This window comes from Caldicellulosiruptor bescii DSM 6725, assembly GCF_000022325.1.
Lineage (GTDB): Bacteria > Bacillota > Thermoanaerobacteria > Caldicellulosiruptorales > Caldicellulosiruptoraceae > Caldicellulosiruptor > Caldicellulosiruptor bescii.
Genome location: NC_012034.1, coordinates 2,710,001 through 2,736,536, shown reverse-complemented (window position 1 = coordinate 2,736,536; position 26,536 = coordinate 2,710,001). Strand labels below are relative to the sequence as shown.

The 26,536-nt window shown below is 36.9% G+C and carries 24 protein-coding genes, 5 tRNA genes and 2 pseudogenes (1 of these 31 only partly in view); 17 read left to right on the top strand and 14 right to left on the bottom strand.

Features of this window, described 5'->3' with window-relative positions; genetic code table 11:
- Positions 1 to 42 precede the first annotated feature (42 nt).
- Positions 43 to 750 (bottom strand): tRNA 2-thiocytidine biosynthesis TtcA family protein, encoded by a 708-nt coding sequence (locus ATHE_RS13130; RefSeq protein WP_015908911.1) that lies wholly within the window; start codon positions 748 to 750, stop codon positions 43 to 45.
- Positions 751 to 901: 151 nt separating this feature from the next.
- Between ATHE_RS13130 and ATHE_RS13125 the strand changes: the two genes are divergently transcribed.
- From ATHE_RS13125 to ATHE_RS13105, 5 genes are all read left to right on the top strand, one after another.
- Positions 902 to 978 (top strand) — tRNA-Pro (locus ATHE_RS13125).
- Positions 979 to 1,065: 87 nt separating this feature from the next.
- Positions 1,066 to 1,150, top strand: a tRNA-Tyr gene (locus ATHE_RS13120).
- 17 nt (positions 1,151 to 1,167) lie between these two features.
- A tRNA-Thr gene (locus tag ATHE_RS13115) sits at positions 1,168 to 1,243 on the top strand.
- A 28-nt stretch (positions 1,244 to 1,271) separates the two neighbouring features.
- Positions 1,272 to 1,347, top strand: a tRNA-Lys gene (locus ATHE_RS13110).
- Positions 1,348 to 1,354: 7 nt separating this feature from the next.
- Positions 1,355 to 1,431 (top strand) — tRNA-Arg (locus ATHE_RS13105).
- A 216-nt stretch (positions 1,432 to 1,647) separates the two neighbouring features.
- On the opposite strand, the gene ATHE_RS13100 is transcribed toward ATHE_RS13105, so the two are convergent.
- Positions 1,648 to 2,229 carry a Uma2 family endonuclease gene (locus tag ATHE_RS13100; RefSeq protein WP_015908910.1) on the bottom strand — a complete coding sequence of 194 codons (582 nt, stop codon included), beginning with the start codon at positions 2,227 to 2,229 and terminating at the stop codon, positions 1,648 to 1,650.
- Positions 2,230 to 2,378: 149 nt separating this feature from the next.
- A pseudogene (locus tag ATHE_RS13095) lies at positions 2,379 to 2,750 on the bottom strand (type II toxin-antitoxin system HicB family antitoxin).
- Positions 2,751 to 3,014: 264 nt separating this feature from the next.
- Between ATHE_RS13095 and ATHE_RS13090 the strand changes: the two are divergent.
- A pseudogene (locus tag ATHE_RS13090) lies at positions 3,015 to 3,350 on the top strand (helix-turn-helix domain-containing protein); the annotation flags it as partial.
- Positions 3,351 to 3,758: 408 nt separating this feature from the next.
- On the opposite strand, the gene ATHE_RS13085 reads toward ATHE_RS13090, so the two are convergent.
- The 5 genes from ATHE_RS13085 to ATHE_RS14400 all read right to left on the bottom strand — a co-directional run bounded on the left by ATHE_RS13085 (position 3,759) and on the right by ATHE_RS14400 (position 7,307).
- On the bottom strand, positions 3,759 to 4,769 hold the full coding sequence (locus ATHE_RS13085) for an SPL family radical SAM protein (protein WP_015908907.1): 1,011 nt from the start codon (positions 4,767 to 4,769) through the stop codon (positions 3,759 to 3,761).
- Positions 4,738 to 5,577: a 5'-methylthioadenosine/S-adenosylhomocysteine nucleosidase family protein gene (locus tag ATHE_RS13080; RefSeq protein WP_015908906.1), complete on the bottom strand. Its 840-nt coding sequence runs from the start codon at positions 5,575 to 5,577 to the stop codon at positions 4,738 to 4,740. The genes ATHE_RS13085 and ATHE_RS13080 overlap by 32 nt, the downstream gene beginning before the upstream one ends.
- 267 nt (positions 5,578 to 5,844) lie before the next feature.
- Positions 5,845 to 6,621 (bottom strand): alpha-amylase family glycosyl hydrolase, encoded by a 777-nt coding sequence (locus tag ATHE_RS13075; protein WP_015908905.1) that lies wholly within the window; start codon positions 6,619 to 6,621, stop codon positions 5,845 to 5,847.
- A 115-nt stretch (positions 6,622 to 6,736) separates the two neighbouring features.
- On the bottom strand, positions 6,737 to 6,958 hold the full coding sequence (locus ATHE_RS13070; RefSeq protein ID WP_015908904.1) for a hypothetical protein: 222 nt from the start codon (positions 6,956 to 6,958) through the stop codon (positions 6,737 to 6,739).
- 28 nt (positions 6,959 to 6,986) lie between these two features.
- Entirely contained in the window at positions 6,987 to 7,307 is a 321-nt protein-coding gene (locus ATHE_RS14400; RefSeq protein WP_015908903.1) for a hypothetical protein, read from the bottom strand.
- Positions 7,308 to 7,433: 126 nt separating this feature from the next.
- Here ATHE_RS14400 and ATHE_RS15080 point away from each other — a divergent pair, with 126 nt between their 5' ends.
- Together ATHE_RS15080 and ATHE_RS13065 are read left to right on the top strand one after the other, a co-directional pair.
- Positions 7,434 to 7,670: a hypothetical protein gene (locus ATHE_RS15080; RefSeq protein ID WP_015908902.1), complete on the top strand. Its 237-nt coding sequence runs from the start codon at positions 7,434 to 7,436 to the stop codon at positions 7,668 to 7,670.
- A 39-nt stretch (positions 7,671 to 7,709) separates the two neighbouring features.
- On the top strand, positions 7,710 to 8,654 hold the full coding sequence (locus ATHE_RS13065; RefSeq protein WP_015908901.1) for a sensor histidine kinase: 945 nt from the start codon (positions 7,710 to 7,712) through the stop codon (positions 8,652 to 8,654).
- A 61-nt stretch (positions 8,655 to 8,715) separates the two neighbouring features.
- On the opposite strand, the gene ATHE_RS13060 is transcribed toward ATHE_RS13065, so the two are convergent.
- Genes ATHE_RS13060 through ATHE_RS13050 form a run of 3 tightly spaced genes read right to left on the bottom strand, consistent with a single transcriptional unit; the run spans position 8,716 to position 11,811 of the window.
- On the bottom strand, positions 8,716 to 9,924 hold the full coding sequence (locus tag ATHE_RS13060; protein ID WP_041727242.1) for an ABC transporter permease: 1,209 nt from the start codon (positions 9,922 to 9,924) through the stop codon (positions 8,716 to 8,718).
- A gap of 25 nt (positions 9,925 to 9,949) precedes the next feature.
- The gene (locus ATHE_RS13055) at positions 9,950 to 10,642 is read right to left on the bottom strand and encodes an ABC transporter ATP-binding protein (RefSeq protein WP_013429342.1); all 693 of its coding nucleotides are present in this window, start codon (positions 10,640 to 10,642) and stop codon (positions 9,950 to 9,952) included.
- A gap of 2 nt (positions 10,643 to 10,644) precedes the next feature.
- Positions 10,645 to 11,811 carry an efflux RND transporter periplasmic adaptor subunit gene (locus ATHE_RS13050; protein WP_015908899.1) on the bottom strand — a complete coding sequence of 389 codons (1,167 nt, stop codon included), beginning with the start codon at positions 11,809 to 11,811 and terminating at the stop codon, positions 10,645 to 10,647.
- A gap of 205 nt (positions 11,812 to 12,016) precedes the next feature.
- On the opposite strand from ATHE_RS13050, the gene ATHE_RS13045 reads away from it, so the two are divergent.
- The 3 genes from ATHE_RS13045 to ATHE_RS13035 all read left to right on the top strand — a co-directional run bounded on the left by ATHE_RS13045 (position 12,017) and on the right by ATHE_RS13035 (position 14,360).
- Positions 12,017 to 13,123: a Gfo/Idh/MocA family protein gene (locus ATHE_RS13045; protein WP_015908898.1), complete on the top strand. Its 1,107-nt coding sequence runs from the start codon at positions 12,017 to 12,019 to the stop codon at positions 13,121 to 13,123.
- Positions 13,124 to 13,275: 152 nt separating this feature from the next.
- Positions 13,276 to 13,845 carry a nucleoside recognition domain-containing protein gene (locus tag ATHE_RS13040; protein ID WP_015908897.1) on the top strand — a complete coding sequence of 190 codons (570 nt, stop codon included), beginning with the start codon at positions 13,276 to 13,278 and terminating at the stop codon, positions 13,843 to 13,845.
- Positions 13,842 to 14,360, top strand: coding sequence for a nucleoside recognition domain-containing protein (locus ATHE_RS13035; protein WP_015908896.1), 519 nt, complete (start codon positions 13,842 to 13,844; stop codon positions 14,358 to 14,360). The genes ATHE_RS13040 and ATHE_RS13035 overlap by 4 nt, the downstream gene beginning before the upstream one ends.
- 58 nt (positions 14,361 to 14,418) lie before the next feature.
- Here ATHE_RS13035 and ATHE_RS13030 read toward each other — a convergent pair whose 3' ends face one another.
- From ATHE_RS13030 to ATHE_RS13020, 3 genes are read right to left on the bottom strand one after another with little or no spacing between them, the layout of a single operon-like run.
- Positions 14,419 to 15,060: a cobalamin B12-binding domain-containing protein gene (locus ATHE_RS13030; RefSeq protein ID WP_015908895.1), complete on the bottom strand. Its 642-nt coding sequence runs from the start codon at positions 15,058 to 15,060 to the stop codon at positions 14,419 to 14,421.
- Between the two features lie 19 nt (positions 15,061 to 15,079).
- A complete protein-coding gene (locus tag ATHE_RS13025; RefSeq protein ID WP_015908894.1) occupies positions 15,080 to 18,070 on the bottom strand; it encodes an alpha-L-rhamnosidase in 2,991 nt (996 codons plus the stop codon).
- A complete protein-coding gene (locus ATHE_RS13020) occupies positions 18,063 to 18,713 on the bottom strand; it encodes a class II aldolase/adducin family protein (protein WP_015908893.1) in 651 nt (216 codons plus the stop codon). The genes ATHE_RS13025 and ATHE_RS13020 overlap by 8 nt, the downstream gene beginning before the upstream one ends.
- A gap of 236 nt (positions 18,714 to 18,949) precedes the next feature.
- Between ATHE_RS13020 and ATHE_RS13015 the strand changes: the two genes are divergently transcribed.
- The 6 genes from ATHE_RS13015 to ATHE_RS12990 all read left to right on the top strand — a co-directional run.
- Positions 18,950 to 20,680 (top strand): glycoside hydrolase family 13 protein, encoded by a 1,731-nt coding sequence (locus ATHE_RS13015; protein WP_015908892.1) that lies wholly within the window; start codon positions 18,950 to 18,952, stop codon positions 20,678 to 20,680.
- 106 nt (positions 20,681 to 20,786) lie between these two features.
- Positions 20,787 to 21,695, top strand: coding sequence for a carbohydrate ABC transporter permease (locus tag ATHE_RS13010; RefSeq protein WP_015908891.1), 909 nt, complete (start codon positions 20,787 to 20,789; stop codon positions 21,693 to 21,695).
- On the top strand, positions 21,695 to 22,564 hold the full coding sequence (locus tag ATHE_RS13005) for a sugar ABC transporter permease (protein WP_015908890.1): 870 nt from the start codon (positions 21,695 to 21,697) through the stop codon (positions 22,562 to 22,564). Before ATHE_RS13010 ends, ATHE_RS13005 begins: the two co-directional genes overlap by 1 nt.
- Positions 22,565 to 22,627: 63 nt before the next feature.
- Positions 22,628 to 24,250 carry an alpha-glucan family phosphorylase gene (gene glgP / locus ATHE_RS13000; RefSeq protein ID WP_015908889.1) on the top strand — a complete coding sequence of 541 codons (1,623 nt, stop codon included), beginning with the start codon at positions 22,628 to 22,630 and terminating at the stop codon, positions 24,248 to 24,250.
- Between the two features lie 6 nt (positions 24,251 to 24,256).
- The gene (locus ATHE_RS12995) at positions 24,257 to 25,279 is read left to right on the top strand and encodes a LacI family DNA-binding transcriptional regulator (protein WP_015908888.1); all 1,023 of its coding nucleotides are present in this window, start codon (positions 24,257 to 24,259) and stop codon (positions 25,277 to 25,279) included.
- A 139-nt stretch (positions 25,280 to 25,418) separates the two neighbouring features.
- A protein-coding gene (locus ATHE_RS12990) for a sugar ABC transporter substrate-binding protein (RefSeq protein ID WP_015908887.1) crosses the window boundary here: on the top strand, positions 25,419 to 26,536 show its 5' portion. Its footprint extends 88 nt past the window's final position; 1,118 of the gene's 1,206 nt are visible here — the first part of the coding sequence; the start codon lies at positions 25,419 to 25,421; the stop codon falls past the right edge of the window.

Here is a 26,536-nt window from a genome sequence, read left to right as displayed (position 1 = left end):
CACGCTTGCCTCCAGTCTTTTGTCATGGAAAATTGCAAGAGTTTAGTCTTTCAACCCCCATATGTTTCTCTTTATAGCATTGAAGACCAAATCTTTGGTTGCAGGGTGAAATTGTTTTAAGTTTTTTACAAACTCTTTCATTCTTTGCCTGTTAGTTTTTCCATTTGCAGGGCATGGATTTGTGATTACAGGTAGTTCAAGCTTTTTTGCAGCAGACCTTAAGTCATGTTCTTTTAAGTAAATCATAGGTCTTATAGTTGTAATTTGAGTCCTGTCAAGGTATGTCTTTGGTGAAAAACAGTAGATTCTTCCTTCAAAAAATAGGCTCAGGAAGAATGTTTCAACCACATCATCCAAGTGATGCCCAAGCGCAACCTTGTTGCAGCCAAGACTTTTTGCAGTGGAATTGAGTATTCCACGGCGAAGATTTGCACAAAGCGAGCAAGGGTTTTCTTCTTTTCTAATGTCAAACACAATCTGTTTTATTTGCGATGGAACAAGATGAAATTCAACATCTATTTTATCACAAAATTCTTTGATTGGCAAAAAATCCATTCCTTCAAAACCCATATCGACTGTGATTGCTACAACCTCAAATTTTTTTGGATAAAACTTTCTCAAAAAACTTAAAGTATAAAGCATGGTAAGGCTGTCTTTTCCCGCAGAAACACCAACTGCAATTTTATCTCCTTCTTCTATCATGTTGAAATCTTCAACAGCTTTTCTCACCTTGCTGAATATATGCTGCATTTTTCATTCCTCCAAATGCTATTATTTTGATTTATATTGTAGACATTATTGAATTATACCATGTTTGCTATAATATAAGGAAGTTAAAAAATTCCTCATTACAACCTCTTGACGAAAACAAAAAATGATGTTATCATATAAATGCTGATGGCGGGGTGTAGCTCAGCTTGGTAGAGCACGTGGTTTGGGACCATGGGGCCGGAGGTTCAAGTCCTCTCACCCCGACCATGAGAAGAAAATAGGTATTGACAAAGAAGAGCAGTGTGTGCTAAAATACAGAAGCGTCGGATTTGAAGTTGTCTGGAAGTTAAACATGGAGGGGTACCCAAGTGGTCAAAGGGGGCAGACTGTAAATCTGTTGCCGCAGGCTTCGTTGGTTCGAATCCAACCCCCTCCACCACTAAGATTAAAAATGGTGCTGGCGTAGCTCAATCGGTAGAGCAGCCGACTTGTAATCGGCAGGTTGCGGGTTCGAGTCCCATCGCCAGCTCCATTTAATTTAATAAAAAAGTATAACAGGTGCGCCATTAGCTCAGTTGGTAGAGCAGCTGACTCTTAATCAGCGGGTCTGGGGTTCGAGTCCCTAATGGCGCACCATTTAAATGCGCCCATAGCTCAGCTGGATAGAGCAACGGACTTCTAATCCGTAGGTCGGGGGTTCGAATCCTCCTGGGCGCGCCATTTGTTTTTAAGGGGTTTGATGTGTGGAATAATATTACAAACTCATTTTCTACAGCTACCCTACAGCTACCCGAGAAACTGTAAAAAATTAGGGTAACTACTCCACTATCTTAGGAGTGGTTACCCTTTATGTTTGCTTGCTCTAACAGATGATTTAACTTTGTTCTGTATATCCTGCCTTTATTATTCCATTTCTTTTTGGTCTTTACTGGTATATTATAACACCTCTTTGATTTGAGCAAAGTCTATTATAAGGTCTTCAAAAATACCAACATTAACCTTGTCATTGAAGGTGTAAACTTCTGGTGGCAGGTAGTCTTCATTATCTTTAAGTCTATATACCAAAATTGTTTGGTTGTTCGGATTGACAATCCAATACTCTTTAACTTTATACTGATTATACAGGTTTAGCTTTCTTATATAGTCGTGAAATGGATTATATTCTGACACAACCTCAATTATCATCTCAGGAACTCCAACACAGCCTTTTTCGGTTAGCTTTTTCTTATCGCATATGATTGAGATATCAGGCTGAACAACGTTTGTTGCTTGCTTTTCATCCTGTCCTTCCTCTGTTAGGACTACATCAAATGGAGCTGTGTATATTTCACAAGGCTTTTTACTTACTTTAAGATAGTTATTTATTGCTGTTGTAAACTCCACCACTATTTTCTGATGTTTTCTTGAAAGTGCAGGGCTCATATCATAAATAACACCATCAATCAGCTCTACCCTTGTGTCTTGATGCAGCTGAAGATAGTCTACATAGGTGTATATTTTAGGTGTTCTGACTTCCATCAGAATCACCTTCCTTGTTGAGTTGTTTTAATTTAACAGTTCTAAAACAAATTTATTATAATCGCTATACTTTTAAAAAAATAATCGAACATAAAGAAATTACAAAATATATTATGAATTTTGTCATTTAATCCCAAGTTTTTCCCAATTTATTGCAAAATCTGCAGAAAATTAATATGTACTTCTTCAGCTGCCCTGCTTGACCATCTTGCCAGCGTCAATATTTAATTTACGCTTTTTTTAGCCATCATTTCCCTGACAGGTGGCATATATGCTATGATTAAAACTATAAAAGCACCTTTTGGGACATTCAATTTTTCTGGTGGTGTAGCTTCAGGGATTTTTTCACCATCTTCTTCTAAACCATAAATATGCAGCTCTAAAGCTTCTTTTGCCATGTATAAAGCTTCTTTAAGATTTTTGCCTTCTGTTATACAACTGGGTAAATCTGGAAATGTAACGACATAGCCTTCCTTTTCTGCAGATTCAAATATGGCTGGGAAAATATACTTATCTTTCATTGTTTTTCTCCCTTGTTTTACTTATTTTAATCCTGCTTGCTTGAGAATGCTATAGAATATTGTTGGTTTAAGGATTTATTATGAAATGGAATTGTAACTAATACACCTCACAAAATCATTTTAACACGTGTTGATGATATATGTCGATAGTATTTAATATTGCGTATCACCCACTTTAACGGGCTTTTCGCAAGAAGTCTCCAGCATCTATAAGATGGAGATGATTTGCGATTGATAAATATTCAGTCAATGTGAGAAAAGAAAATGCTAAAAGCATATGAGTATCGAATATATAATAAAGCGCAAGAAGAATTTTTTAAAAAGACTTTTGGCTGTTGTAGATTTGTATGGAACAAGATGTTAGAAGAAAAGTTAGAAGCACTGAGACAGGGTAAAAAAGTTCCCAGAATAACTCCAGCAAGGTATAAAAAAGAATATCCTTTCTTGAGAGAAGTGGATAGTATTGCACTTGCAAATGTTTAACTTCAGCAGGAAAAGGCATTCAAAGACTATTTCAAAAACCCGAAACATTTTAGGATGCCGAAGTTTAAGAGAAAGAAAGATAAGCAATCATACAAGACAAACAACCAGCAACCAAAATTTTTCTACAGCTACCGAAATAAAAAAAATGTATATTTTATTGAGCTGGAATAAATTATCAGAGTCTTGTAATTAAGATGTATCAAGATATTTGTATCTTGTTAATGTTTGTAAAATAATATCTCCTTAAACTATGGTTCTAAAGGTCAGGGTAAATCCTCCTGGGTGCGCCGTTTGTTTTCAAGGGAATAATAAGGTAAGAAGGGGATAGTGAAAAAACTATTATACCATTTTTGTTTTGATTTTGCTATAGATAGACATAGTTACACAAAATAAAGGCAGCATTTTAGAATTTAAAAGAAGATTTAGAAACAGGTTTTTGATTTTTTTTGAACTGTAAATTGTTAGTGTTTTGGGTACATTAATAATTGGTCTCGAGAATAGTTGATTATATTTTGTTTTTTACGATTAAATCACAAAAATCTTTGAAGAAAAAATAAAATTGCCAAGTATTAAAAGTATTGTATTTATCATTTCTTCTTTTAACTTTTTAGGGTAAGTGCAGATATTTTGTGATTCTTCATAAGGAAAAGAGGTAATTTCGTTTGCAAAAACTTTTTTCATACTCTTAAGATAGTCTTTTGGAATTCTAAACAAACCAACTGAAATATCTACAATCTTATCAGGGTTCAACTCTTCAAAAACCTGTCTTAAGAACTTTTCATAAATTGATTTCCAGTCGGGAATGTATAAAATTGGGTCAAAACAAAGCCTCACATTCCAGCCTTTTTCTGTAGCTTTTTTAATTGCAGAAATCCGTGAATATAAAGAAGGTGTGCCATTTTCAAACTTTTCTATAATTTCTTCAGGAGATAGTGTCCATGCCAAAATTACGTTATCTTTAGGTTTTAAGTTTTCTATAGTTTGGAAGTTGGTACTTTTTGTTCTAATTTCAATTGTCAAATTTTGCTTTGAAGTTGCGTATTCAATCCAAGCAGAAGAAAATGGGACAATATTTTCAAGTGCTAAAAGGTCTGTTTCGTATGATACAGAAAGATACAGCGGCTTATTTTTCAAAACAGCATCAATCTCTTTGAAGTAGTCTTCGATGTTCACAAATATTACTATATTTGCAGAGGAGTACATTCCTTTCAAAAAACAATATTCACAGCTGTAAATACAGTTCAAAATGTTGCTTGTATAAAAGAAGTTGTCGTATCCAAATTTATGGCAAATCTGGGGGCCAGGATAGAGGAACTCTCCTGATTTTTTTGCAAGAATTAATTTTTTGCTCTTTTCCTGAAGAAAATAATTTTGACCTGATCTGCAGAAAACCTCTTTATAATTATCTATTTTAACTATTTTAGACCTTTGCAGTTTCTCTAAAATTTTTATTGTAACAGGATGAGAAAGAACGGCTTTTTCAATATAAACATGAGAAAAATGCTTAGCTAAGAAGGATTTTTTTGAGCTTGTCAAAGTAATTTTTGCCCTCCTTTTTTGAGTTTATTTGAACTTCAAAAAATTCAAAAATAGAATTAGGTAGTTTTTTATGCCTTATTATATAATCTTTTAACAAACCTTCAAGCTCGTTGGTCATATAAGCTGTAAGATGTAAACTGTGTTTTAGTTTATTTACAATCAGAGGTATATTATTAATTTCAGGGGTATTGTTGCAAGATTCAAAATTTAATTTTAAGAGGGAATTTATCAAATTTTCTATATGAGGAATACTTTGCTTTATCAGATTTTCAATCTCAGAAGGATTTATCTTTTCAAAGTCCAAAAAGTCATAAACTATCTTGATGCAGTGTATATTATGAAGGGGCAAAAAGATAGAAGATGCCTCAAAAAATCCTGCACCCTCCATATCAACTATATCTCCCTCGATTTCAACTGGCAAGCTATCTTTTTTCACAGGGTGCATAAAGCTTTCGAGTGTTGCCTCTTTCATGCTATGCGAAATTAAAATATCCGGGTAGAATGCCTTTTTTGAGTGGTGATTTATTATTTTGTTGCAAAGAATAACATCGCCTTTTGAAAAGGTATTTTCCACAGCTCCGCAAATCCCAATGTTCAGAGCCATATCTTTGCTACCTGCTCCAAACTTTGTCAAGACAAATGTTGTTGCAATACTGCTCTTTATAATTCCTTCCTTGCTTTCTATAAGAAGAATATCATTGCCAGAAAAAATCTGAAATTTTGAAGGTACATATAATTTTTTCAGGTCAAAATATTCTATCAGAGCCTTTGCTTCTGCATGGAAAGCAGTGACGATATATATCATTAAATGCTCGCTCCTTCTGTTGCTATTTGTAGCTTTCAGATTCCAATTTTGATTATACCACATATCAAAATTCTCTGATATTGTTTGAAGAAAGCTTAGCACTATGTTTTGAAATTATTTTTCGTTAAATTATTGTGAGCATATAAATCTAAAATTAGTTTTGTTAAACAGATGATAAAAAATTTATAAAGTAGCATTTTAAAAAAATTTTTAAAAAAAACTTAAAGGCAGACCATTCTGAAGAAGTTGCCCGCCTCTGAGATTCTATTAAAGATATGATTTTAGTTTATTGCTTCGACAGAATTTTGCATATTCTTCCCACCACGCAAGAGTATCTTTTTCTCTGCTTGAGGGGTAAATATGCTTTGCGGCATCAAGCCTAAATCCATCTACTCCTTTTTCTAACCAGAACTTGGCAATTTTCTTCATCTCTTCTCTCACAGCTTTATTGTCGAAATTGAGGTCTGGCATCTCAGACCAAAATATAGCGTTGTAGTAACTATCACCCTTTTTATACCATTGTTTTGTGCCAAGGTCTGATGGTTCATTGAGGTTTGTGTTTGGTATTGCCCAGATATAATAGTTTCTGTACTTGCTATTTTTATTACTTGATGCTTCGATAAACCAAGGGTGTTTGCTGCTTGTGTGATTTATCATCATATCTATAATTACTTTGATACCCATCTTGTGAGCCTTTTTTATGAAGTTGACAAAATCCTCATTTGTACCATAGTCGGGATTGACTTTGTAATAGTTAGTCACATCATATCCGTGATAGCTTGGAGATTCAAATATTGGCATAAGCCAGATGGCATTTACACCCAAGGATTTGATATATGGAAGTTTTTCAGCCAAACCATTTATGTCCCCTATGCCATCACCATTACTATCATAAAATGACCTGACAAAAACTTCATAGAAAATCAAACCGTCTTTTTTAGTTTGAATTGGGCTTTGAGAATTAGAAAAACCTGCCAAAAATGGACTAAGTCCAATTACGAAAACGATAGCAAATATAAGTATGTATCTTAAGATTCTCTTCATTGAAATATTCACCTTTTTCAAATAATATCGTTTGCATTATTATATACCATATGAACTTTTTTGTCTATATTGTCCTATTTGATGCGATAAATCACAAAAAAAGGGATAAATCCCTCTACTTGTTCTCTTTACTTTTATGTTTATAAAGTGCAACTAATTCTTCACTGTGGTGATGGTGATGGAACTGATGATCTTTGAAGTCAGATGCTTTTTGGGTTTCATTGCTGTGGGGGTGGTCATGGCCGTGGCATCCGCTTCCCATCATTGCTTTGTGCGTGAAAAGATGTACCAATAAGCAGCCACTCATTGCAAGCAGTAACAATAAAGGATCTTTCATCTTCATCTCTCCTTTTAATTTTGATTTTTTATTTAGCAATTACTAAATTTCTACTCAGCAAGCTTATAAGCCCATATAAAAGAGCTCCTACAAGTATAGCAATAGTAAATCCAAATTCCATGGAAAGCATAATTGATAAAACTGAACCCACAACTGACATTGCACCGTTGAGTCCCCACATCACAGGAATTGTTTTGCTTTTCTTTTTATTTTCGCTTAATATCTTTATACCTCTTGGGAACGGCATTCCGCTGCCAATCAAAAGCCCAGCAAGTACATAATTAAAAGCAAGTACTGGATGACCCAGGTATAGAATAAATTTTTGAATAAGTGGAATATCAATTAGCATGTATCCTATTCCTAAGCTTGAAAAATACAAAGAAGGTTTGAACGCTTTTTCTTGAGAGAGAGGATGTAAGAGTAAGATGAAACTTTTTACTAAAATAGCTTTAAACTTTATAGGAATAATAGTTTTTTGGTTTTGAGTATATACATCTCAAATATGCTTTACCTTAAGTATTTTTTAGAGGATATAATTATTGATGATTTAAAAAAACTTTCCCAAGATGCGCTTGAAAACAAATTGGAATGCGATTTGTCAGCAATGAAAATACTAATTTTACAAGGAAATACCATTGTTTTTGAGGAAGGTGGATCAGATCTTCCCTATCACATGATTTTACCAGTATTTACCCCAAATGGAGTTTATTAATTTTCTCATCCACATCTTAAAGTTGAATATATTGCATACGTGTTGAAAAGAGTGGATTTTACTTCTATTGCAATAACTACAAAACCATATTATGGATATGCATTGAATATAATATCAAAAAATTTAATTAAAATTAGCATTATTTTTATTTTAATCGGACTTTTAGTATCGCTCTTGATCTCACGACATATTTCAAAGCGTATAATAAAAATTTCAGTTGCTACGCAAAAGATTGCTAAAGGCGAGGACTTTGAACTTAAAGACAACTCAACAGATGAAGTTGGAGACCTTGCAAGGTCCATCAATAGCCTTAAAAATTCATTGAGGTTTCTTGAGAGGGTAAGGCGAGAATTTGTTGCTAATTTTGTTCATGATTTAAAAACACCAATTGCTGTTATAAAAGGCTATTGTGAGAGCACAAAATATTTGGATAATAATGATAAAGAAAAAATTAAACAGAATATGGATGGAATTGAAAAACAGTGTAATTATATGCAAAACTTGATTTCCAATATGGTTGAGCTTTCAAAGATTTCAGCGGGAATAATTGAGAAAAAGATAGAAGAAGTTGATGTTAATTTAGTAATCAAGCAATCATGCGAGCAGCTCAAAAAGCTTGCTGAGATTGAAGATATTGAGATTATTATCAAAAGCTTAAATTCCCCAAAGATAAAGACTGACTTAAATTCATTTAGAAGAATAATAAACAACCTTCTGCAAAATGCAATTGAAAATACAAAGGATAAAAAAGTATATATCGAAGCTGAGAGGGAGTATGTGGATATCTACAACAAGACAGACCTCAAAGAAGAGGAACTCATTTTTCTATTTGAAAGATACAAATCAAGCAGGAAAGGTTTTGGGCTGGGGCTGTCTATCATGAAAGAACTCTGCAAGATTTTGGATATAAAACTTGAGACATTTATAGAGGATGGATATATTCATTTTAGAACGAAGTTAGAAAATACAAAATCATCTAGTTAGAAAACCCCTTTAAGCTGAAAAAAGCTATATTTTTATAGCTTAAAGGGGTAACATTTGTTTTTCACTCATACCGCAGAGCAACGATTGGATCGAGCTGTGCTGCTCTTTTTGCAGGGTAAATCCCAAAGAAGATTCCAACAGCCGACGAGAACGCAAAAGCTATTAAAATTGTCTTCAGCGACACAACAGGGGTAATTTGAATAAATGGGCCTACCAAATTTGCGAGAAGATAGCCCAAAAGTGTACCTATACTGCCGCCTATAAGAGATATCAAAAGTGCCTCAATTAAAAACTGTACCAGGATGTCTCTTTGTGTTGCACCGATTGCTTTTCTGATTCCTATCTCCCTCGTTCGTTCTGTCACAGCAACAAGCATTATGTTCATAACTCCAATTCCGCCAACCACCAGAGATATTGCTGCGATTGCACTCATTACAGTTGTAAAAATACCAAGTATTCTTTCAAATTGCTCCATGAAATTTACAAAGTTTTCTGTTTTATACTTGTCTTTGTTGTGATGTCTCAACTCTAAAAGTCTCACTACCTGAGATGTTGCCTCATCAAGCTGGTCTGAATTGTAAGTCATTACGTAAATCTGTGAGATGGTCACATCATCAAATATCTTTTGTGCGTAGGTTATTGGCATTGCAGCAATAACAGGAAACTGATCAGCTGCAGCTCCGCCCAAAACCCTGTAGCTGCCGCTGTCTATCACACCAATTATCTTTGCGGTATCAAAGGATGTGGAAGACCCCACCTTTATGGTCTGACCAACACAGTCTTCGTATCCAAATAGCTCTTTTGCCGACTCTCTATCAATCAAAACAACATTTCGACCAAGCAGGATATCTCTTTCGTTCAAAAATCTTCCGTATATAATTTTCAAGTTTGAGACATTACCGTAGTCAAAGTCTGTTGCGATAAAAATAGCTTTTTTGGTTCTTTTTCCAGACTTGACAAGTCCAAACTTTTGGGCAACTGGAGCAGCATACTTTACAGATGAAACTCTCTTTCGTATCATCTCAACATCTTTGACAGTGAGTCTGTCACTTTCGGTTATCTCCACATCTGTTCGTGGTCTGACAGAGAAAATATTCACGCCTATTTTTTCAAATTCGCCCAAAATGGCTGTCTTACCACCTTCACCCAGAGATACAATTGTTATCACAGAAGCGATACCGATTATAATTCCCAACATGGTCAAAAATGTCCTCAGCTTATTTGAAAAAATGCTCTTTATTGCTACTTTGATAAGCTCTCTCATATACATGCTCCCATCACCTTGATAATTCTTTTTAGTATGTTATCCTGTTTTTTACCGGGGCATCATCAATTATCATACCATCTCTGATTCTGATGATTCTCTTTGCATGGTTTGCAATGTCCTGTTCATGGGTTACCATTATTATGGTTGTACCGGCTTTGTTCAGTTCATGGAATATCTTCATTATTTCAATACTGGATGCAGTATCTAAGTTTCCAGTTGGCTCATCGGCAAGCAAGAAAGAAGGATTCATAACAATTGCACGTGCAATGGCAACTCTTTGCTGCTGACCACCTGAGAGCTCATTTGGTCTGTGATAAATTCTGTCTGAAAGACCAACACGCTCTAAAGCAGAAAGAGCCCTTTGTCTTCTTTCCTTGGGAGGAATTTTTGCGTATATCATTGGAAGTTCAACGTTTTCAAGGGCATTGAGTTTACTAAGCAGGTTGAATGATTGAAAAACAAAACCTATATTTTTGTTTCTAAGCGATGCAAGCTGCATGTCGTTCAATGTTGACACCTCAAGACCATCCAGAAGATAACTTCCTGAAGTGGGCTTGTCAAGAAGCCCGATGATGTTCATTAACGTTGATTTGCCAGAACCAGAAGGACCTACAATTGCAACATATTCTCCTTTTTCTACTTTAAGAGAAATTCCTTTGAGTACTTCAAGTTCCACCTTCCCAAGACTGTACACCTTTTTTATATCCTTTAATTCAATCATACTTAGCTTCCACCTTTTTCTTTAACTTTTGTACCGTTTTGGATTGAGCTGTTGGGATTTAAAATTACTTTTTCACCAACAGCAACACCGCTTTTAATTTCGGTTTCTAAATCAGAGGAAAGACCAACTTCTACCTTTCTTTGCTTTGCAACACCATTTTCCACAATGTAGACAAAGCTTTGCCCCTTTTTGTCTGTTAAAATGGCTTCTGAAGGGACTTTTAAAACATTTTTCTTTTCGCCAAGCTTTATATCCACATCAACGTTAAAACCTGGTTTTATCGTGCCATCATTGTTTAGAATATCCACATACACCTTTACAACGTTCTCAGCTCCTGTTTGAGTAATTACCTTTGTTGCAGCGGGACTGACCATCTTGACAGCTCCATCAAAAGTTTTTTCACCAAATCTTATTAAAGCCTTTTGCCCCTCAGAAATATTTATAGCATCATATTGATTGACATTAAGAACAATCTGCAGGTTTTCAGGGTCTTCAACTGTAACTGCAGGAAGCTGCACAGAGCTAAAAACGTTTCCTTCCCGTGCGTTTATAGCTGTCACAACTCCATTTATCTGTGCTTTGACATATCGCTGCTGTTTGTCCATGTTTTGTTTTATACTTTGAAGATTTAGCTGAGCAATTTCAACCTGTTTTTCCTGAAGTTTTATCTGATCATCAAGGCTATAACCAGGAGATGCCACTTGCATCTGCGATGATGTTAAAGTGTTCAGAGAATAACTCTGAATAGGTGCTGTGCTATTTTGCAAAGAGCTTTGGTTTTGACTTGACCATCTTTCTTTTAATTTTTTCAGAGATTCTAATTGAAGTTTTGCCATTTCAAGCTGTTTTTGCGCAATTTTGTATTGAATTGATAGATCCTGAGTCTCAAGCTCTAAAAGCTTGTCACCCTTTTTCACTTTATCTCCCACATCCACAAATACTTTTAGCACCTTTGTGGGGGTGAGGATGAAATAATCTTGTTTTGATTTTGATTCAACATCACCATTTGTTGAGAATAGCCATACAATATCTCCTTTTTCAACTTTTGCAGTTTTCACCTCAACCGCGTTTAGCATCTGCTGGTTCCTCTGAGATATACCATATACGCTCAGGGCAATCAGTGCAACCACTAAAATGGTGATTACAATACCTTTTGATGACCTTTTCATTGCTCCATTCACCAACCTTCTCAAGTTTTATGACTTTTCAATTATTTTTAGCTGTTCAAAAATTTTGGTGTAGAAATATTTATATACAAAATAATATTGTAGCAATGAAATTAATTTGTCAATAAACAAAAGCTAAATTGTTTAGATCAAAATATGCTATAATGAATTTTGCTTTAACTTTTAAAAACTGCAGGAGGCAAGAAAAATGGAAAAAGTAAAAGTTGCAGTGCTTGGCTGTGGTAACATTGCGCCAGTTTACCTTAAAAATCTCAAAAGGTTTGGGATATTTGACGTTGTTGCGTGCGCAGATGTAGACTTGGATAAAGCAAGGAGCATAGCCTCAGAGTTTTCTGTGCTGCAGGTGGTAGAACCTGACAAAGTGTATGATCTTGATGTGGATATAATTGTTAACCTCACCCCGCCTCAGCACCACTATGAAATCAACAAAAGGGTTTTGGAAAGTGGAAAGCACCTTTACAGCGAAAAGCCTCTTTGCTCAACGCTTAAGGAAGCAAAGGAAATTCTGGAGCTTGCAGAAAAGAAAAACCTTAAAGTTGGATGTGCACCTGATACATTTCTTGGTGCGAACATTCAGACAGCAAAAAAGCTCATTGAAGATGGATGGATAGGAAGACCCTTTGCTGCAAACTGTTTTATTCTCTACGGTGGACCTGAAAAGTGGCATCCAAACCCACATTTTATTTTCAAAAAATACTTAGGACCGCTTTTTGACGTCGGGCCTTATTGTTTAACAGCTCTTGCGTTTTTACTTGGATCTGTCAAAAAAGTATCTGGTATGGGCATGGTAACATACAAAGAAAGGCTTATAACTTCTGAGCCTCACAGAGGAGAAAAGATTGAGGTTGAAATGCCAACATATGTGACTGCAAACCTTCTTTTTGACACAGGTGTTATAGGAAATGTTACTGTGTCGTATGATGTGCCGGATACAAACCTGCGCGGGATAGAGATTTATGGGACAGAAGGTACGTTAATTGTTCCAGATCCAAACTTTTTTGACCATGGTAGAGTATATTTAAAAAGACACGATGATAAGGAATTTACAAAGATGCCGACCATCAATCCGTTCAATTACGACAACCTGCGCGGGCTTGGGATACTTGACATGGCACTTTCAATAAAGCTCTCAACACCTCTTAGGGCATCGGGCAGGCTTTCTTATCATGTGCTGGAAACTCTGTGGGCAATCTATCTTTCTGCCCAAGAGGGAAGGTTTGTTGATGTTGAGAGCACAGCGCCTCGAACACCTCTTCTTGATATGGAGCTATTAAGGGAGGTTTTGTGTTTGTAAATTGTAAATTTTAATGAGGATTTGCTTTTTAAAAGTTTGCACTCTGCTAAAAGTGCTTTTTGTATTCTTTGGCAGAGTGCTTTTTTGTTATATTCTCAAGCAAGCTTAAGTATAAATTATATAGTGACAAAAACTCTAAAGAGGCTCAAAAAATGAACGCATTCTGGCTTGGTGCAATTGTATCTTCTATTTTGTACCAGCTTCTTTTTGGGAATGTAGAAAAAATTACAGAAATTCTGTTTTCGGCACCTCAAAAAGCAGCTGATATTTTCTTGACCATTTTGCTTTCAATAATGCTCTGGTCAGGATTTTTGAGAGTTGTGCAGGATAGCAACCTTGTTGAGATTTTAAAAAAGCTCTTAAAACCCATTTTTGAAGCTTTATTTAAAACAAAAAACGAAAGAGCGCTGAATTTTATGCTTTTAAATGTTGTTGCTAACATGCTCGGGCTTGGTAATGCTGCAACACCGGCAGGTATACTTGCCATGCAAGAGCTTTCAAAAGAAGCCAAAAATTCTACAGCCTCTGACGACATGATTTTGTTTGTGCTGATAAACACCTGTTCAATTCAGCTAATTCCAACAACTGTGATAATTTTACGAACCAAGTTTTCATCATCAGCTCCAGCAGTAGTCAGCTTTCCCACACTTTTTGTTTCAATGGCAAGTCTTTTTGTGGGAATTATAATGTGTAAGGTCTTATCGAAGGTGTGGAAGCAATGAAAAATATCTCAGATTTTCTGATAGTCTCTTTTTTACTTGTAATAATCCTGTTTGCAGCCGCAAAAAAGATAGATGTCTTCAAAAGCTTTGTAGAAGGTGTGAAAGATGGACTTAGAATTTCAATAAAGATATTCCCAAACGTTTTTGCACTGATTGTGGCTGTTGAGCTTTTCACAAAGACAGGGGTTCTGGATATCCTGCAAAAGCTCTTGTCTCCCGTATTGAGCTTTTTTGGAATATACAAAGAAGCGCTTGGTCTTATTATCATAAAACCGTTTTCTGGCAGTAGCAGTTTTGTTGTGCTAAAAGACATCTTCGAAAAGTACGGTGTTGACTCTAAGGTAGGCATATATTCTTCTATAATATGCGCATCGACAGAGACTCTCTTTTACGTCATCACCACATACCTTGCAGCAACCAATGTAAAAAAGACAAGGTATCTGATACCGGTGGCAATAGCTGTAGATTTTCTGATTTTATTCATCGCAGCCATGATTGTGAGAATAAGCATATAAAAAATGAAAAGCCACAGGCAAGACTGCCTGTGGTTATTTTGATTAATATTTTAAATTTTCATGCAGCACCCTTGACAAACTTTTTTGCAAGCTCTGCAGCAGATGCCGCATCAGGTGCATACCCATCAGCTCCGATGCTCTTTGCAAAGCTCTCTGTCACAGGTGCACCACCAACTATTACCTTTACCTTATCGCGCAAACCTTGCTCTTGTAGCTTTTCAATTGTTGTTTTCATGTTTGGCATGGTTGTTGTAAGCAGTGCTGACATTGCAACAATCTGTGGGTTGTGGTTTTTTACAGCTTCACAGAACTTCTCGGGCGCAACATCCACTCCAAGGTCGATTACCTCAAGCCCTGCACCTGTCATCATCATAGCAACTAAGTTTTTGCCAATATCGTGCAAATCGCCTTTTACAGTGCCAATCACAACCTTACCGATTGGCTTTACACCTGTCTCTGTCAGGATTGGTTTTAGTACTTCCAGCGCAGCTTTCATTGCACGTGCTGCAATCAACACCTCTGGCACGTAAATCTCATTGTTTTTGAACTTCTCACCCACAACCGACATTGCCTGGATAAGTGCATCATTCAAGATTGTCTCAGCAGAGATTCCAGAAGATAAAGCTTCTTTTACCTTTTCAGGTACAAGTTTTGCGTTTCCTTTTTGAATGAGCTGTGATATCTCGTTTAAGATCTCCATTTTTAAGTCGGCCCCCTTTTTAAACATTGGATGTTAATATACTATAACTTCCAAGGCCAAATGGCAAGATCATATATCGTGATGTGAAATTTTCAAAGTCAATAAAGCTCTGGGGACGTCTGTACAGCTCATCAAACACGTCTGCTTTGTGGTTTGCTTCTATGAGGTTAAAAAGTGTGTTTGTTAAAACTATCTCAAGCTCATTTTTACCGTCATTTACATACTCTGTTATGTCAGCCAAAAACGGCTGGGAAAAAAGGGTGCATGTTTTCTTGCCGTTTACAAAAACTTTGGCAACTGCTGCGCTGACGCTATTGAGCTTTATATAAACTCTTTTTGAACTTTCTTTTGTAATCTCAAAAGAGCTTTTTAAGCTTACCGACCCGACATAAAAAGGATACCCGTCTTTTGTTATATCAAAATGACATGGTTTTTTAGGCTCGGTTAAAATAAACCTTGTCTCATCAACGCAAATAAGAGAAAAGCTTCCTACAAGATAAATGGCTTCTACCTCAGTTGGTCTGTGGTTTTTTGGGTCTTTTACCCTCTCATGGCAGCCAGGTGCTGTGATGTTGTTTGACTTTCTGCCACTGAGTACTATTTCATTTTTGCCTTCTTTGACAAAAGATGTAATATCAATCTTGCCAATGTTCACATCCAAAAAGTTTTGGTCGGGCGAAAAACTTTCGCTTTTTCTTTCAAATTTGACAGGCTGATTATTTACAAGAATCATGTCAAGATTCTCTGCACACTCTATTGCCACAAAAAGCTTTGACGGCACTTTTTCAAGCTCAAAATGGTACGTGGCTTTGAAAGGTGTTCCTTCCGGGAGATTATAAAAATGCTTGTGCCAAACCTGGGCACAATAACAATCTTCAAAAATTACCTTGCCATCAACCTCATATTTTATTCTATCAAGTATCAATGTATTGTAGTTTTTAAGCGCTATGTCAAACTCACAACTGCCTGTTTTGTATTCAAAACTATTGTCAAATACAACGCCCGAAATGACATTTTTTGTGTTTTGCGAAAGCTCTTTGCTAGATACCAAAAGACACAAACTTGATGCAGGATACATTGTTGCATCAATCACAGCACAACCATTTTCCCTTCTTAATGTTGGAATCTTGAACACACCAAAATCTACAAGGTCTGCGACAAAAACATTTTTGTCAGTAAGAATTTTTATTGTGATTTCTGCTTCTCTTTGAAGGCCTGTGTTTGCCAAAAATATTATTCTGTTTCCATCATTTAGCTTTCTGTTCTGAAATATGATTTTTTTAGCGTTTTGACCTGTCTTTTTGTCAATCACTTCAATATAGTTTGAAACCTCTTCTTTTAAGATGTTCACAAGTTCGTTTAAATCTGAAGCATTTTTGAATTTTTCTTTTAAAGGAATGTCACACTTGCTGCCGTCTATCATGCAAAGTTCAAATCTTGAAAACATGAAATCTTTAAGTGCAACTATCTTGCCACCGGTATTTACAAAGTTTTGCAAAAGCTTAAGTGTTGTCTTTCTCAAGTTTGTAAGAGGCGGCAGGACAACTACTTTGTAGCTATAACTGCCAACTTTAATTTTGCAATTTTCAACTTGTGCATACTTTGATAGGATTATCTCATCGCCAAAGTGAAAGTCAATCTTGTTTGCTATAAGCTCTTTTACCGTTTTGTCAAGCAGAATATCCAGCTTGTCCACGCTGTCATCAAACTTAGAATACTCTGCCCAGGCAGATGATATGGGGTGGAGAACAAGCACATCAACATCTCTTTTGCCGAGCCCTGCTATGTACGAAATTCTTGCAAGATAGTCTGCAAAGAACTTTTCATCTTCCCACCATGGCTGCTGGTAAAAAAGGTTTGGTGGATAGTCTCTTTTTCTCTCACCTCTCATGGAATACAGGCTAAGATGTGGGTTTATGTATGTTATACCAAGCACTGCCTGCCAGTCTGATATCCATTTTCTGTGAAGAAAACTTACATGCTGACCTGTTGTTCCAAAGGTTTCGCACAGTACCCCTTTTTTGCCAAGCTGCTCTGCAACCGATGACACCTGTTTCATTGTAACTACCTGCTCTAAATGTCTTGCAAGCTTGTCAACTCCAGGAAGCTGCATGTACTCATAGTGGGGCATTGCAGCGCCTATCCATTCAATCTGGCCGCGCATTGTATCTTCTGCCATGTAGTGTCCTGTCATCATAATACCATTTTCTTCGCACCACTTTGCATAAGGAATGGTAAAGTTTTCTATGAACATTTCAAGGGCAATATCAAAAAAGTCAAACCTGACCTTGTGGTAATTACCCACATTGAAGAAGAGCTCTTCAAAGTGCTCTTTTATGTCATATCCTTTTTTCTGCAAAAACCTTTCTGGAAGCTTTTCTGTCCATGGCAATGTAGCAATATCTTTGTAGTGTACCCTTAAATATGTTGGCTCATCGGTGAATATTCCCGGCATTGCATCACCAAAATAGTCTTGGCAATAGCTTTTGTATCTCTCATGTGTGAGGTTTATAAACTCCAAAGTTGCCTCTTTTGAAAGAAGGTCGACATAGCAGCTTCCATTGAACCACTTGTCGCCAAGCTTCATTGTGCGCTTTGCAACAATGTACTTTGTGTTTCTGTGGACAAAGCTTGAGAGCAGCTCATCGTCGTGTTCAACCTGGTCCTCTTTCAAAAGTACTAAAAACTTGTGCCTATATGAAGGATTTTTAAAAGCCACAGCACCCCCAGCAAAACCAGACGGCCACTTGTCCTCATCATAAAGCCATGCAAGCATGTTTAGCTTTTTTGCATGCTCTATACATTTTTTGACAAGATTTAGCCACTCTTCAGACAGATACTCTGTCACAAGCCCAACCCTTGAGTGCATGAAAAAACCGCCATAACCTTTTTGGTGCATTTCAGTTATCTGGCGCAAAAGCTCTTCCTCTTTTAAATTGTCATTCCAACTCCAGAAAGGTGCGCACCTGTAAAAATTATCTGGGTTTTTGAGTTTTTCTAAATCAAGCATTTTTGGTCTCCTTTCTCAAATCCAAAACCTTTTGAATTTCCTCAGCGCTCAGAACCTGCGGTGTGCCTATCTGACTTGATAGAAATAAAATCTTTGCCCAGAACTCAACAATCTCAAGCTTGTAAAATGCCATCTCAAAGTCCTTGTCGTATGTCAAAACGCCATGGTTTGAAAGAAGCACAGCATCGTAGTTTTTTATAAAAGGTGCTATTGACTCTGGTACCTCAACTGTTGAAGGTGTTGCAAACGGCGCAACAGGAATATACCCGCCAAAGATGAAGACTGACTCTGCTAAAATTGGTTTGTCAAGAGGCTTTCTTAAGACTGCAAATGTGGTTGCATAAGGTGAGTGTGCATGAACACATGCATTAACATCTTCTCTTTCTTGATAGACTTTAAGGTGCATCTTTATCTCAGATGATGGCTTGTAATTTGTCTTTTCAAGAATTTTGCCTTCCATATCAATTAGAACAAGCATATCTTCACTCAAAAAACCTTTCGACACACCCGACGGTGTTGTGATGATCTTATCCCGGTCCACCCTTACAGAGATGTTTCCATCAGGTCCGCTAATATATCCTCTTTCGTACATGATTCTTCCAATTCTGCATATCTGTGATTTGATACTTCTTATATCCTGCATTTTTTCCACCTTTCTTTTAAAGTGTATTGTCGTAATATTGTATTGTTTTGATTTTTTGTTCTATTTTATTTTACAATTATTTGGTTGATTTGAAAATACCCAAATTTGACATTTTGAAAACTTTATAAGTGCCTACAAAACAAATTTATGCAAACATTTGCATTATAGATAGAAAAGTGATAAAATAAATTTCAATGTTGTATTTCAAAAAATATTTCCGAAGGAGAGTGCAAAATTTGCAGGTTATCCACAATCAAGTTCATGACATTTTTGCTATGAGCAAAGATAGGTTTTATGTAAAACTTTGGGTGCAAAAAGGATTTGCAAGAAGTGTCAGTTTGATATTCTCAGACAGGTATGATTTGGATGTTCAGAAAGTGAAGATGGATTTTTACATGAACGTTGGAAGTTTTGAAGTGTATACAGCGCATGTGCAAAACAAAACGCCAAGATTTGCGTACAAGTTTTTGATTGAGCTTTTGGATGGAAGTTTTAAAATATTTAACCAGTTTGGACTTGTAGATACTGAAGAAAACCTGTATTTTGATTCTTTCCAGTTTCCTTATGCGAATGAGGCAGATATTTTTGAAAAGCCGTCTTTTGCAGAAGGTTTGGTTGTCTACGAGATTTTCCCAGACAGGTTCAAAAGAGGCAAAAAAGAAGTGCACAGCAAAAAATTATTTGATTGGGATTACTGCAGCTGGGATGTACCAGGCTCTGAAGTTTTTCTTGGTGGTGATTTTGCAGGCATAAAAGAAAAAATAGAGTATTTTAAAACTCTTGGAATAAATGCCATTTATCTTACACCAATTTTTAAATCAACCTCTAGCCACCGCTACAATGTAGATGACTACTTTGACGTTGACCCGATTTTAGGTACAAAAGAGGAGTTCAAAGAACTTGTTGACAGTCTTCACGAAAATGGCATCAGGATAATACTTGACATGGTTTTTAACCACACAGGCGTTGGATTTTTTGCTTTTCAGGATGTTATAAAAAATGGAGAAAATTCAAAGTATTATAGCTGGTATAATATAAGGTCTTTACCTGTGGATATCCAAAAAGGAAACTATGAGACCTTTGCAACAAATGTGAGGAGCATGCCAAGAATAAATACTTCAAACAAAGATGTCCAGGACTTCTTTTTAGAAGTTTTAAAGTATTGGCTTTTGGAGTTTGACGTTGACGGCTTTAGGTTTGATGTTGCAAACGAGCTTGACAAAAACTTTATAAGAAGGATAAGAAATGAGCTAAAAGCCATAAAAAAAGACATTCTTTTAATTGGTGAGGTAATGCACAGGAGCGAAAATTTCCTTATGGGAGACATGTTTGATGGGGTGATGAACTACTTTTCGTGGGAGGTTTTTGCAAGGTATTTGATGGGTAAATATAATGCAGAGGATGCATCAAGGATTTTGGCAGATTACAGGCTAAAATTTAATCCTATACTTTTTTCGTGCCAGCTGAACCTCATTGGCAGCCACGACACAGAAAGGGTTTTAACAAGACATGGAAACAAAAAACTTGCAATGCTTGCTGCAGTGTACAACCTTACCTATCAGGGAATTCCTATGATTTACTATGGTGATGAGATTGGAATGGAAGGCGGACATGACCCCGACTGCAGAAGGGGGATGATATGGGAAGAAGAAAAGCAGGACAAGGAGATTTTTAAGCTTTACAGAAGATTGATAGATCTCAAAAAAACATCTTCGGCTTTAAACAGTGACTATGTTAAAGAGTTTTCGATTGGTGATGTGCTTTGCTTTGAAAGAAAAAGTGAAAGTGAAGCTGTGTACATTCTTTTTAATCCACGCAAAGCTTTGCAAAAAGTAAAGCTGTGGTCAGAGTTTATTGTTGACAGAGAAATTGAATTTTTCAGCACGCAGCAGAAAATTAAAAACCATTCATGCTATATTGAACTTGAACTAAATCCCGAGAGCTTTGAAATTGTAATTGTTAAATAAACTCTTATAGAAAAGACTAAAAAATGTTGACACGCAAGAAAGAGGATTGTATAATATTCTCAAGAGCAAACGATTGCACATTCTATTTCAAAGGAGGAAAAAAATTATGAAAAAGCGCGAGCCAATAGGTTATGTATATCTTGCGCCAGCTTTGATATCCATGGCAGTGCTATCTTTCTTCCCTATTGCTATGACAGTTTATTATGCATTTACAAATTTTAATCTCAACCACATGGAAGACTACAAATTTGTAGGATTTAAGAACTTTGTTGATATCATAACAGGACCTTTCAAAGAGGTATTTGCGCCAACATTTGCATGGACATTTACATTTGCACTTGTTACAGTTCTTATCAATTTTGCAGTGGGGCTTTTGCTTGCTGTGCTTCTTAACAACAAATTTATGAAAGAGACAAATATTTACAGGTCAATATTAATAATCCCATGGGCCATCCCAGGAACAATTGCTTCTTTGGCATGGCAGGGACTATTGAATGAAGAGTACGGAGCTATAAACATGCTTTTAAAAACAATTCACCTTAATCCATTGCCTTGGATGACAGACCCGTTTTGGGCAAAGATAAGTATATTTATTGTTAATCTGTGGCTTTCATACCCGTTTATGATGAATGCGTCACTTGGTGCTCTTCAGTCAATTCCACCAGAGCTTTACGAGGTTGCTGAGATAGACGGAGCTGGCTGGTTTACAAAGCTATTTAAAATTACAATACCTATGATTGTACCAACAGCGCTTCCAATTTTGATTTCATCGTTTGCATATGCTTTCAACAACTTCAACGTTGTATACCTTGTGACAGGCGGCGGACCTGCAAGGCTTGACACTCAGTTTGCAGGGCACACAGACCTTCTTGTCTCAACAACATACAAGCTTACAATGCAGTTTTACAGGTACGACCTTGCCTCTGCGATGTCAATCATAATCTTCTTCATTGTGGGAACAATTTCGCTTATCAACATGAAACTGACAAGAGCATTTGAGGGTGGTGAAAGATAATGGTTGGAAGAGAGTATATGACAAAGCAGGATGCTATTGTTCTGTGGATATCAAGAGTGATTATTTGGGTTGCGATAATACTGTCGCTACTTCCTACATGGTTTATCATAGTTGCGTCGCTATCAAAAGGTGGGGCGTTCTTCCAGTCGTCGTTTTTCCCAAAAGAGATTACGTTTGAGAACTATATAGAGCTTTTTAGGAAAAAGAGCAGTCCTTCTCAGACACTGCCTGACTTTGTGATGTGGGTCAAAAATAGCTTGATTGTGTGTTTTGGAGTTGCATTCTTGCAGATTTTCATGACAGCTCCCGCAGCATATGCATTTTCAAGGATAAACTTTGTTGGAAGGAAAAACGGACTCAAAACACTTTTAATTCTGCAGATGTTTCCAACATTTATGGCAATGCCTGCGATATATGGGCTTTTAGCAAAGTTCAATCTTCTTGACAATCTTTTCGCACTCATTCTGGTACTGGCAGGTGGTTCTGCGTTTAACATCTGGCTTTTGAAAGGAAACATGGACCAGATACCATACGAGATTGATGAGGCGGCAATAATTGACGGTGCAGGACATTTTCTGATTTTCAGAAAGATTATTCTACCACTTACTGCACCAATGCTTGCTGTGATGTTTATCTGGAGTTTTAACGGTGTGTTCAACGAGTTTTTGCTTTCAAGCTTAGTTTTACAGTCACCTGAAAATGCAACAGTCCCAATTGGACTTAGAAACTTTATAAACAACCAGTTTTCAGCTAACTGGCCTATGTTTTCAGCAGCATCAATACTAGCATCACTGCCAATTGTGATTATATACATGGCACTACAAAAACAGATTCAAAGCGGTCTTGCAGCAGGTGCTATCAAGGGTTAATTTGAGGTTTAAATTGACCATAAAAATTATAAAAATTCTTTTTTAGAAGGAGGATTAGATAGAATGAAAAAACTTCCTACAGTCGCGTATTTTAGCATGGAGTTTGGTCTTGATTCTAACTTCAAAATCTACGCAGGTGGGCTTGGAATACTTGCAGGTGACTATTTAAAAGCTGCAAAGGATTTAGGATACCCTGTTGTAGGTGTTGGAATTCTGTGGAAGCAAGGGTATAACAAGCAGATTGTGACAGAAGAATATGGTGTGATTGATGCTTTTCCAATCTATAGGTACAACTTTTTAAAAGACACAGGTGTTAAGGTTAAGGTAAGAATTAGAAACAGAGATGTGTACTGCAAGGTGTGGAAAGTTGACAATTTTGGAAATAGTGACCTTTACCTTCTTGACACTGACCTTCCTGAAAATAGTGACAGGTGGATTACAGGACAGCTTTATGGCTGGTTCGGTGAAGAAAGAGTTGCTCAAGAGATGGTTTTGGGTATTGGCGGTGTGAGGGCTTTAAAAGAGCTTGGTATCAAGGTTGATGTGTATCATTTCAATGAAGGACATGCTGTGTTTGCTGGACTTGAGCTTGTAAGGTATTACATGGAAGAAAAAGGTCTTTCATTTGAACAGGCACTATCTAAAGCAAGAGAAAAGATTGTGTTTACAACACATACACCTGTTGAAGCAGGAAATGAAACACATCCTTTAAAACTTCTTATGTATATGGGTGCAAACTTGAATCTTACAGAAGAGCAGCTTGTTTATATTGGCGGTGCGCCTTTTAACATGACAGTTGCAGCGCTAAGACTTGCTCGCATTTCAAATGCTGTGTCTGACCTGCACAGAGTAACTGCGAATGCTATGTGGGCTCAGGTTGATAGAAGAAGCAAAATAATTGGTATTACAAACGGTGTTCATGTTGGAACATGGGCAGACAGAAGAATATTAGAATCAAGACACAATCCTGAAAAGCTTTGGCAGACACATACTCAAATAAAACGTGAGCTTTTGGATTTTGTTGAAAAAAGAACGGGCGTTAAATTAAGAGAAGATGTTTTGACAATTGGATTTGCAAGAAGGGCAGCTCCATATAAGCGAAGCGACCTCATTTTTAGGGACAAAGAAGCGGCTGACAAGATGTTCAAAAACGATCTTCAAATAATCTTTGCAGGCAAAAGCCATCCGCTGGATGACACCGGCAAAGAGATTGTCAACAACATCATTGCAATGTCCAAAAAGTATCCCGGCAAGGTCGTGTTTTTGGAAGACTATGACATGGAAATTGGTAAGATGCTAACCCGCGGATGCGATATCTGGCTCAACAACCCGCGAAGACCTTTAGAAGCGTGCGGAACCTCAGGGATGAAAGCTGCAATGAACGGTGTTTTGAACGTTTCCACCTTGGATGGATGGTGGCCTGAGGCGTGCCAACATGGAATCAATGGTTGGCAAATTGGCGATGGGTTTGAGTCAAAAGACGAAAAAGAACAAGATAGCCACGACCTTAAGAGTTTAGTTAATGTCATGCAAAACGAGGTAATACCAACATACTATAAAAACAAAGACAAATGGGTAAAGATGATGCAAAATAGCATTGAATCTACACTTGAAAAGTTTTCTGCAGAGAGGATGGTAAAGGAGTACTACGAGAAGATGTACATTCAAAAATCCCACGAGGATTGATAGGTGATGGCAACAATAAAAGAAATAGCTAAAGAAGCCAATGTTTCACCATCAACTGTTTCGCGGGTTCTTGCTGGCAGTAGCAAAATCAGTCCTGAGACAACCAAGCGGGTTCTTGAGGCTATAAAAAAACTTGGCTATGTTCCTAATGCAAATGCAAAGGGGCTGGTTGTAAAAAAATCTTTCACGGTTGGTGTATTTGTGCCGCGAGAGCCCGAGAACGCTTTTTTAAATTCTTTTTTCGACCAGGTGATAACGAGCATATGTAATTTAGTAAATAGTTTTGAGTATGATATCCTGCTTGCAATCTCAAATCCTGAAAAGGAAAAAGAGCTTTTGAAAAGACTTGTTGAGAGCAAAAAGGTTGATGGGTTTGTGCTCCTTTCATCAAGGGAAAAGGACCCAGCAATTGAGTATCTAAAGAGCATTGACTTTAAGTTTGTTGTGATTGGAAGACCAATTGGCTATGAAAACAGTGTAAACTGGGTGGATAACGACAATATCAAAGCAGGATTTGAAGCCACCGAGTACCTCATAAGGCTGGGGCATAGGAAAATTGCCTTCATGGGCGGACCCAGTGATTTGGTAGTAACAAGCGACAGGTTTTCAGGCTACAAAAAAGCTCTTGAGAAATACGGTATACAACCAAAAAATACCTATATAAAATTTGCAAGCAATTACAAAAAAAGTTACAGAGAAAATGCATATGAGATTTTAAGTCAAGAGGATAAGCCAACTGCCATAGTGTGTATGGACGATCTGATTGCGATTGAGATTTTCAAAGTTGCTGAAAGTTTAAATCTTAATGTGGGGAAAGAACTTTCAGTGATTTCTTTCAATAACTCCATTGTTAGTGAGATATGCCAACCACCTCTAACAACAGTTGATATTAATATTTTTCACCTTGGCAGGCTTGCTGCCGAAGTGTTGATGATGGACTTAAGTGAGTCAGCAAAGACTTACAGAAGAATAATTGTTCCACATCAGATTGTTGAAAGAGACTCGTGCGGAAAAGCTCAAACGTTATAATGATTGCATTAAAAAGAAACTAAATTTATTGATGGAGTCAAAAATTTTTTCTCTCTCTTGACTTTTTTTAGAGAGAAATATATAATGTTATTATCAAACGTTTGCATATTAAATAAACTTAAGGGAGGTTGTTTTGATTATGAAAAATCTAAAAAGAATCTTGACAGTAGCGCTAATAATTACTTTTGCGGTTGTGGCGCTGATACCACTGAGCGGAGTATTTGCGACATCCAAAAAACAGCTTGTTGTCTGGTCACATCTTACTCAGGATGAAGTAAAAGCTTTGCAACCAATTGCAGATAAGTGGGGAAAAGAAAATGGATACACTGTAAAAGTCATCACAGACCAAGGTTCGTTCCAGAGCTTCCAGACAGCTGCAATGAGCGGAAAAGGTCCAGATATCATGTTTGGTATTCCACATGATAACCTTGGTGCTTTCTGGAAAGCAAAGCTTTTAGAAGCAGTTCCAGCAAATCTCATTGACAAGAAAAACTTTGTATCAACTGCGCTTGATGCATGTTCATTTGAAGGGAAGCTCTATGCTCTTCCAATTGCTATGGAGACATATGCGCTTTTCTATAATACATCAAAAGTAAAAGAGGCTCCAAAGACAATGAGCCAGCTCATCACATTGGCTAAGAAATACGGGTTTATGTACGATGTTAACAACTTCTATTTCAGCTTTGCGTTCATTGCTCAAAATGGTGGATATGTGTTCAAGAACAAGGGTGGTTCGCTTGATCCAAACGATATCGGACTTGCAACAAATGGTGCGATAAAAGGACTTTCATTGATAAGAGATTTTGTTCAGACATATAAATTCATGCCAAAGGACATCAAGGGTGATATTGCAAAGGGTAACTTCCAGAACCAGAAGATTGCATTTTACATCAGCGGTCCATGGGATGTTCAGGACTTTATAAAGGCAAAAGTACCATTTGCAGTAGCACCATTGCCAAAGACAGATGATGGAAAACCAACACCATCGTTTGTTGGTGTTCAGGCAGCATTCGTTTCAGCAAAGTCCAAAAACAAAGATGCAGCTTTCAAACTTATGAAGTATCTTGTTGAAAACTCTGCTCTGACACTGTTCAAAGTTGGTCACAGAATACCTGTTTTGAACAAGGTGCTAACAAGTAGCGAGGTCAAGGCAGACAAAATCATGAGCGCATTTGCTGAACAGGCAAAGGTTGGAATACCTATGCCAAACATCCCAGAGATGTCTGCTGTTTGGCCAGTAGCTAACAATGCGCTTTC

Bases quoted from the DNA above. Each gene is read 5' to 3' on its own strand.
- ATHE_RS13055 (WP_013429342.1), bottom strand. From the start codon at position 10,642: ATGATTGAATTAAAGGATATAAAAAAGGTGTACAGTCTTGGGAAGGTG.
- ATHE_RS13040 (WP_015908897.1), top strand. From the start codon at position 13,276: ATGAACGCATTCTGGCTTGGTGCAATTGTATCTTCTATTTTGTACCAG.
- ATHE_RS13080 (WP_015908906.1), bottom strand. From the start codon at position 5,577: ATGATATATATCGTCACTGCTTTCCATGCAGAAGCAAAGGCTCTGATA.
- ATHE_RS13045 (WP_015908898.1), top strand. From the start codon at position 12,017: ATGGAAAAAGTAAAAGTTGCAGTGCTTGGCTGTGGTAACATTGCGCCA.
- ATHE_RS13075 (WP_015908905.1), bottom strand. From the start codon at position 6,621: ATGAAGAGAATCTTAAGATACATACTTATATTTGCTATCGTTTTCGTA.
- ATHE_RS13035 (WP_015908896.1), top strand. From the start codon at position 13,842: ATGAAAAATATCTCAGATTTTCTGATAGTCTCTTTTTTACTTGTAATA.
- ATHE_RS14400 (WP_015908903.1), bottom strand. From the start codon at position 7,307: ATGCTAATTGATATTCCACTTATTCAAAAATTTATTCTATACCTGGGT.
- ATHE_RS13130 (WP_015908911.1), bottom strand. From the start codon at position 750: ATGCAGCATATATTCAGCAAGGTGAGAAAAGCTGTTGAAGATTTCAAC.
- ATHE_RS13050 (WP_015908899.1), bottom strand. From the start codon at position 11,811: ATGAAAAGGTCATCAAAAGGTATTGTAATCACCATTTTAGTGGTTGCA.
- ATHE_RS13070 (WP_015908904.1), bottom strand. From the start codon at position 6,958: ATGAAAGATCCTTTATTGTTACTGCTTGCAATGAGTGGCTGCTTATTG.
- ATHE_RS12995 (WP_015908888.1), top strand. From the start codon at position 24,257: ATGGCAACAATAAAAGAAATAGCTAAAGAAGCCAATGTTTCACCATCA.
- ATHE_RS13010 (WP_015908891.1), top strand. From the start codon at position 20,787: ATGAAAAAGCGCGAGCCAATAGGTTATGTATATCTTGCGCCAGCTTTG.
- ATHE_RS13030 (WP_015908895.1), bottom strand. From the start codon at position 15,060: ATGGAGATCTTAAACGAGATATCACAGCTCATTCAAAAAGGAAACGCA.
- ATHE_RS13025 (WP_015908894.1), bottom strand. From the start codon at position 18,070: ATGCTTGATTTAGAAAAACTCAAAAACCCAGATAATTTTTACAGGTGC.
- ATHE_RS13060 (WP_041727242.1), bottom strand. From the start codon at position 9,924: ATGTATATGAGAGAGCTTATCAAAGTAGCAATAAAGAGCATTTTTTCA.
- ATHE_RS13020 (WP_015908893.1), bottom strand. From the start codon at position 18,713: ATGCAGGATATAAGAAGTATCAAATCACAGATATGCAGAATTGGAAGA.
- ATHE_RS13005 (WP_015908890.1), top strand. From the start codon at position 21,695: ATGGTTGGAAGAGAGTATATGACAAAGCAGGATGCTATTGTTCTGTGG.
- ATHE_RS13100 (WP_015908910.1), bottom strand. From the start codon at position 2,229: ATGGAAGTCAGAACACCTAAAATATACACCTATGTAGACTATCTTCAG.
- glgP (WP_015908889.1), top strand. From the start codon at position 22,628: ATGAAAAAACTTCCTACAGTCGCGTATTTTAGCATGGAGTTTGGTCTT.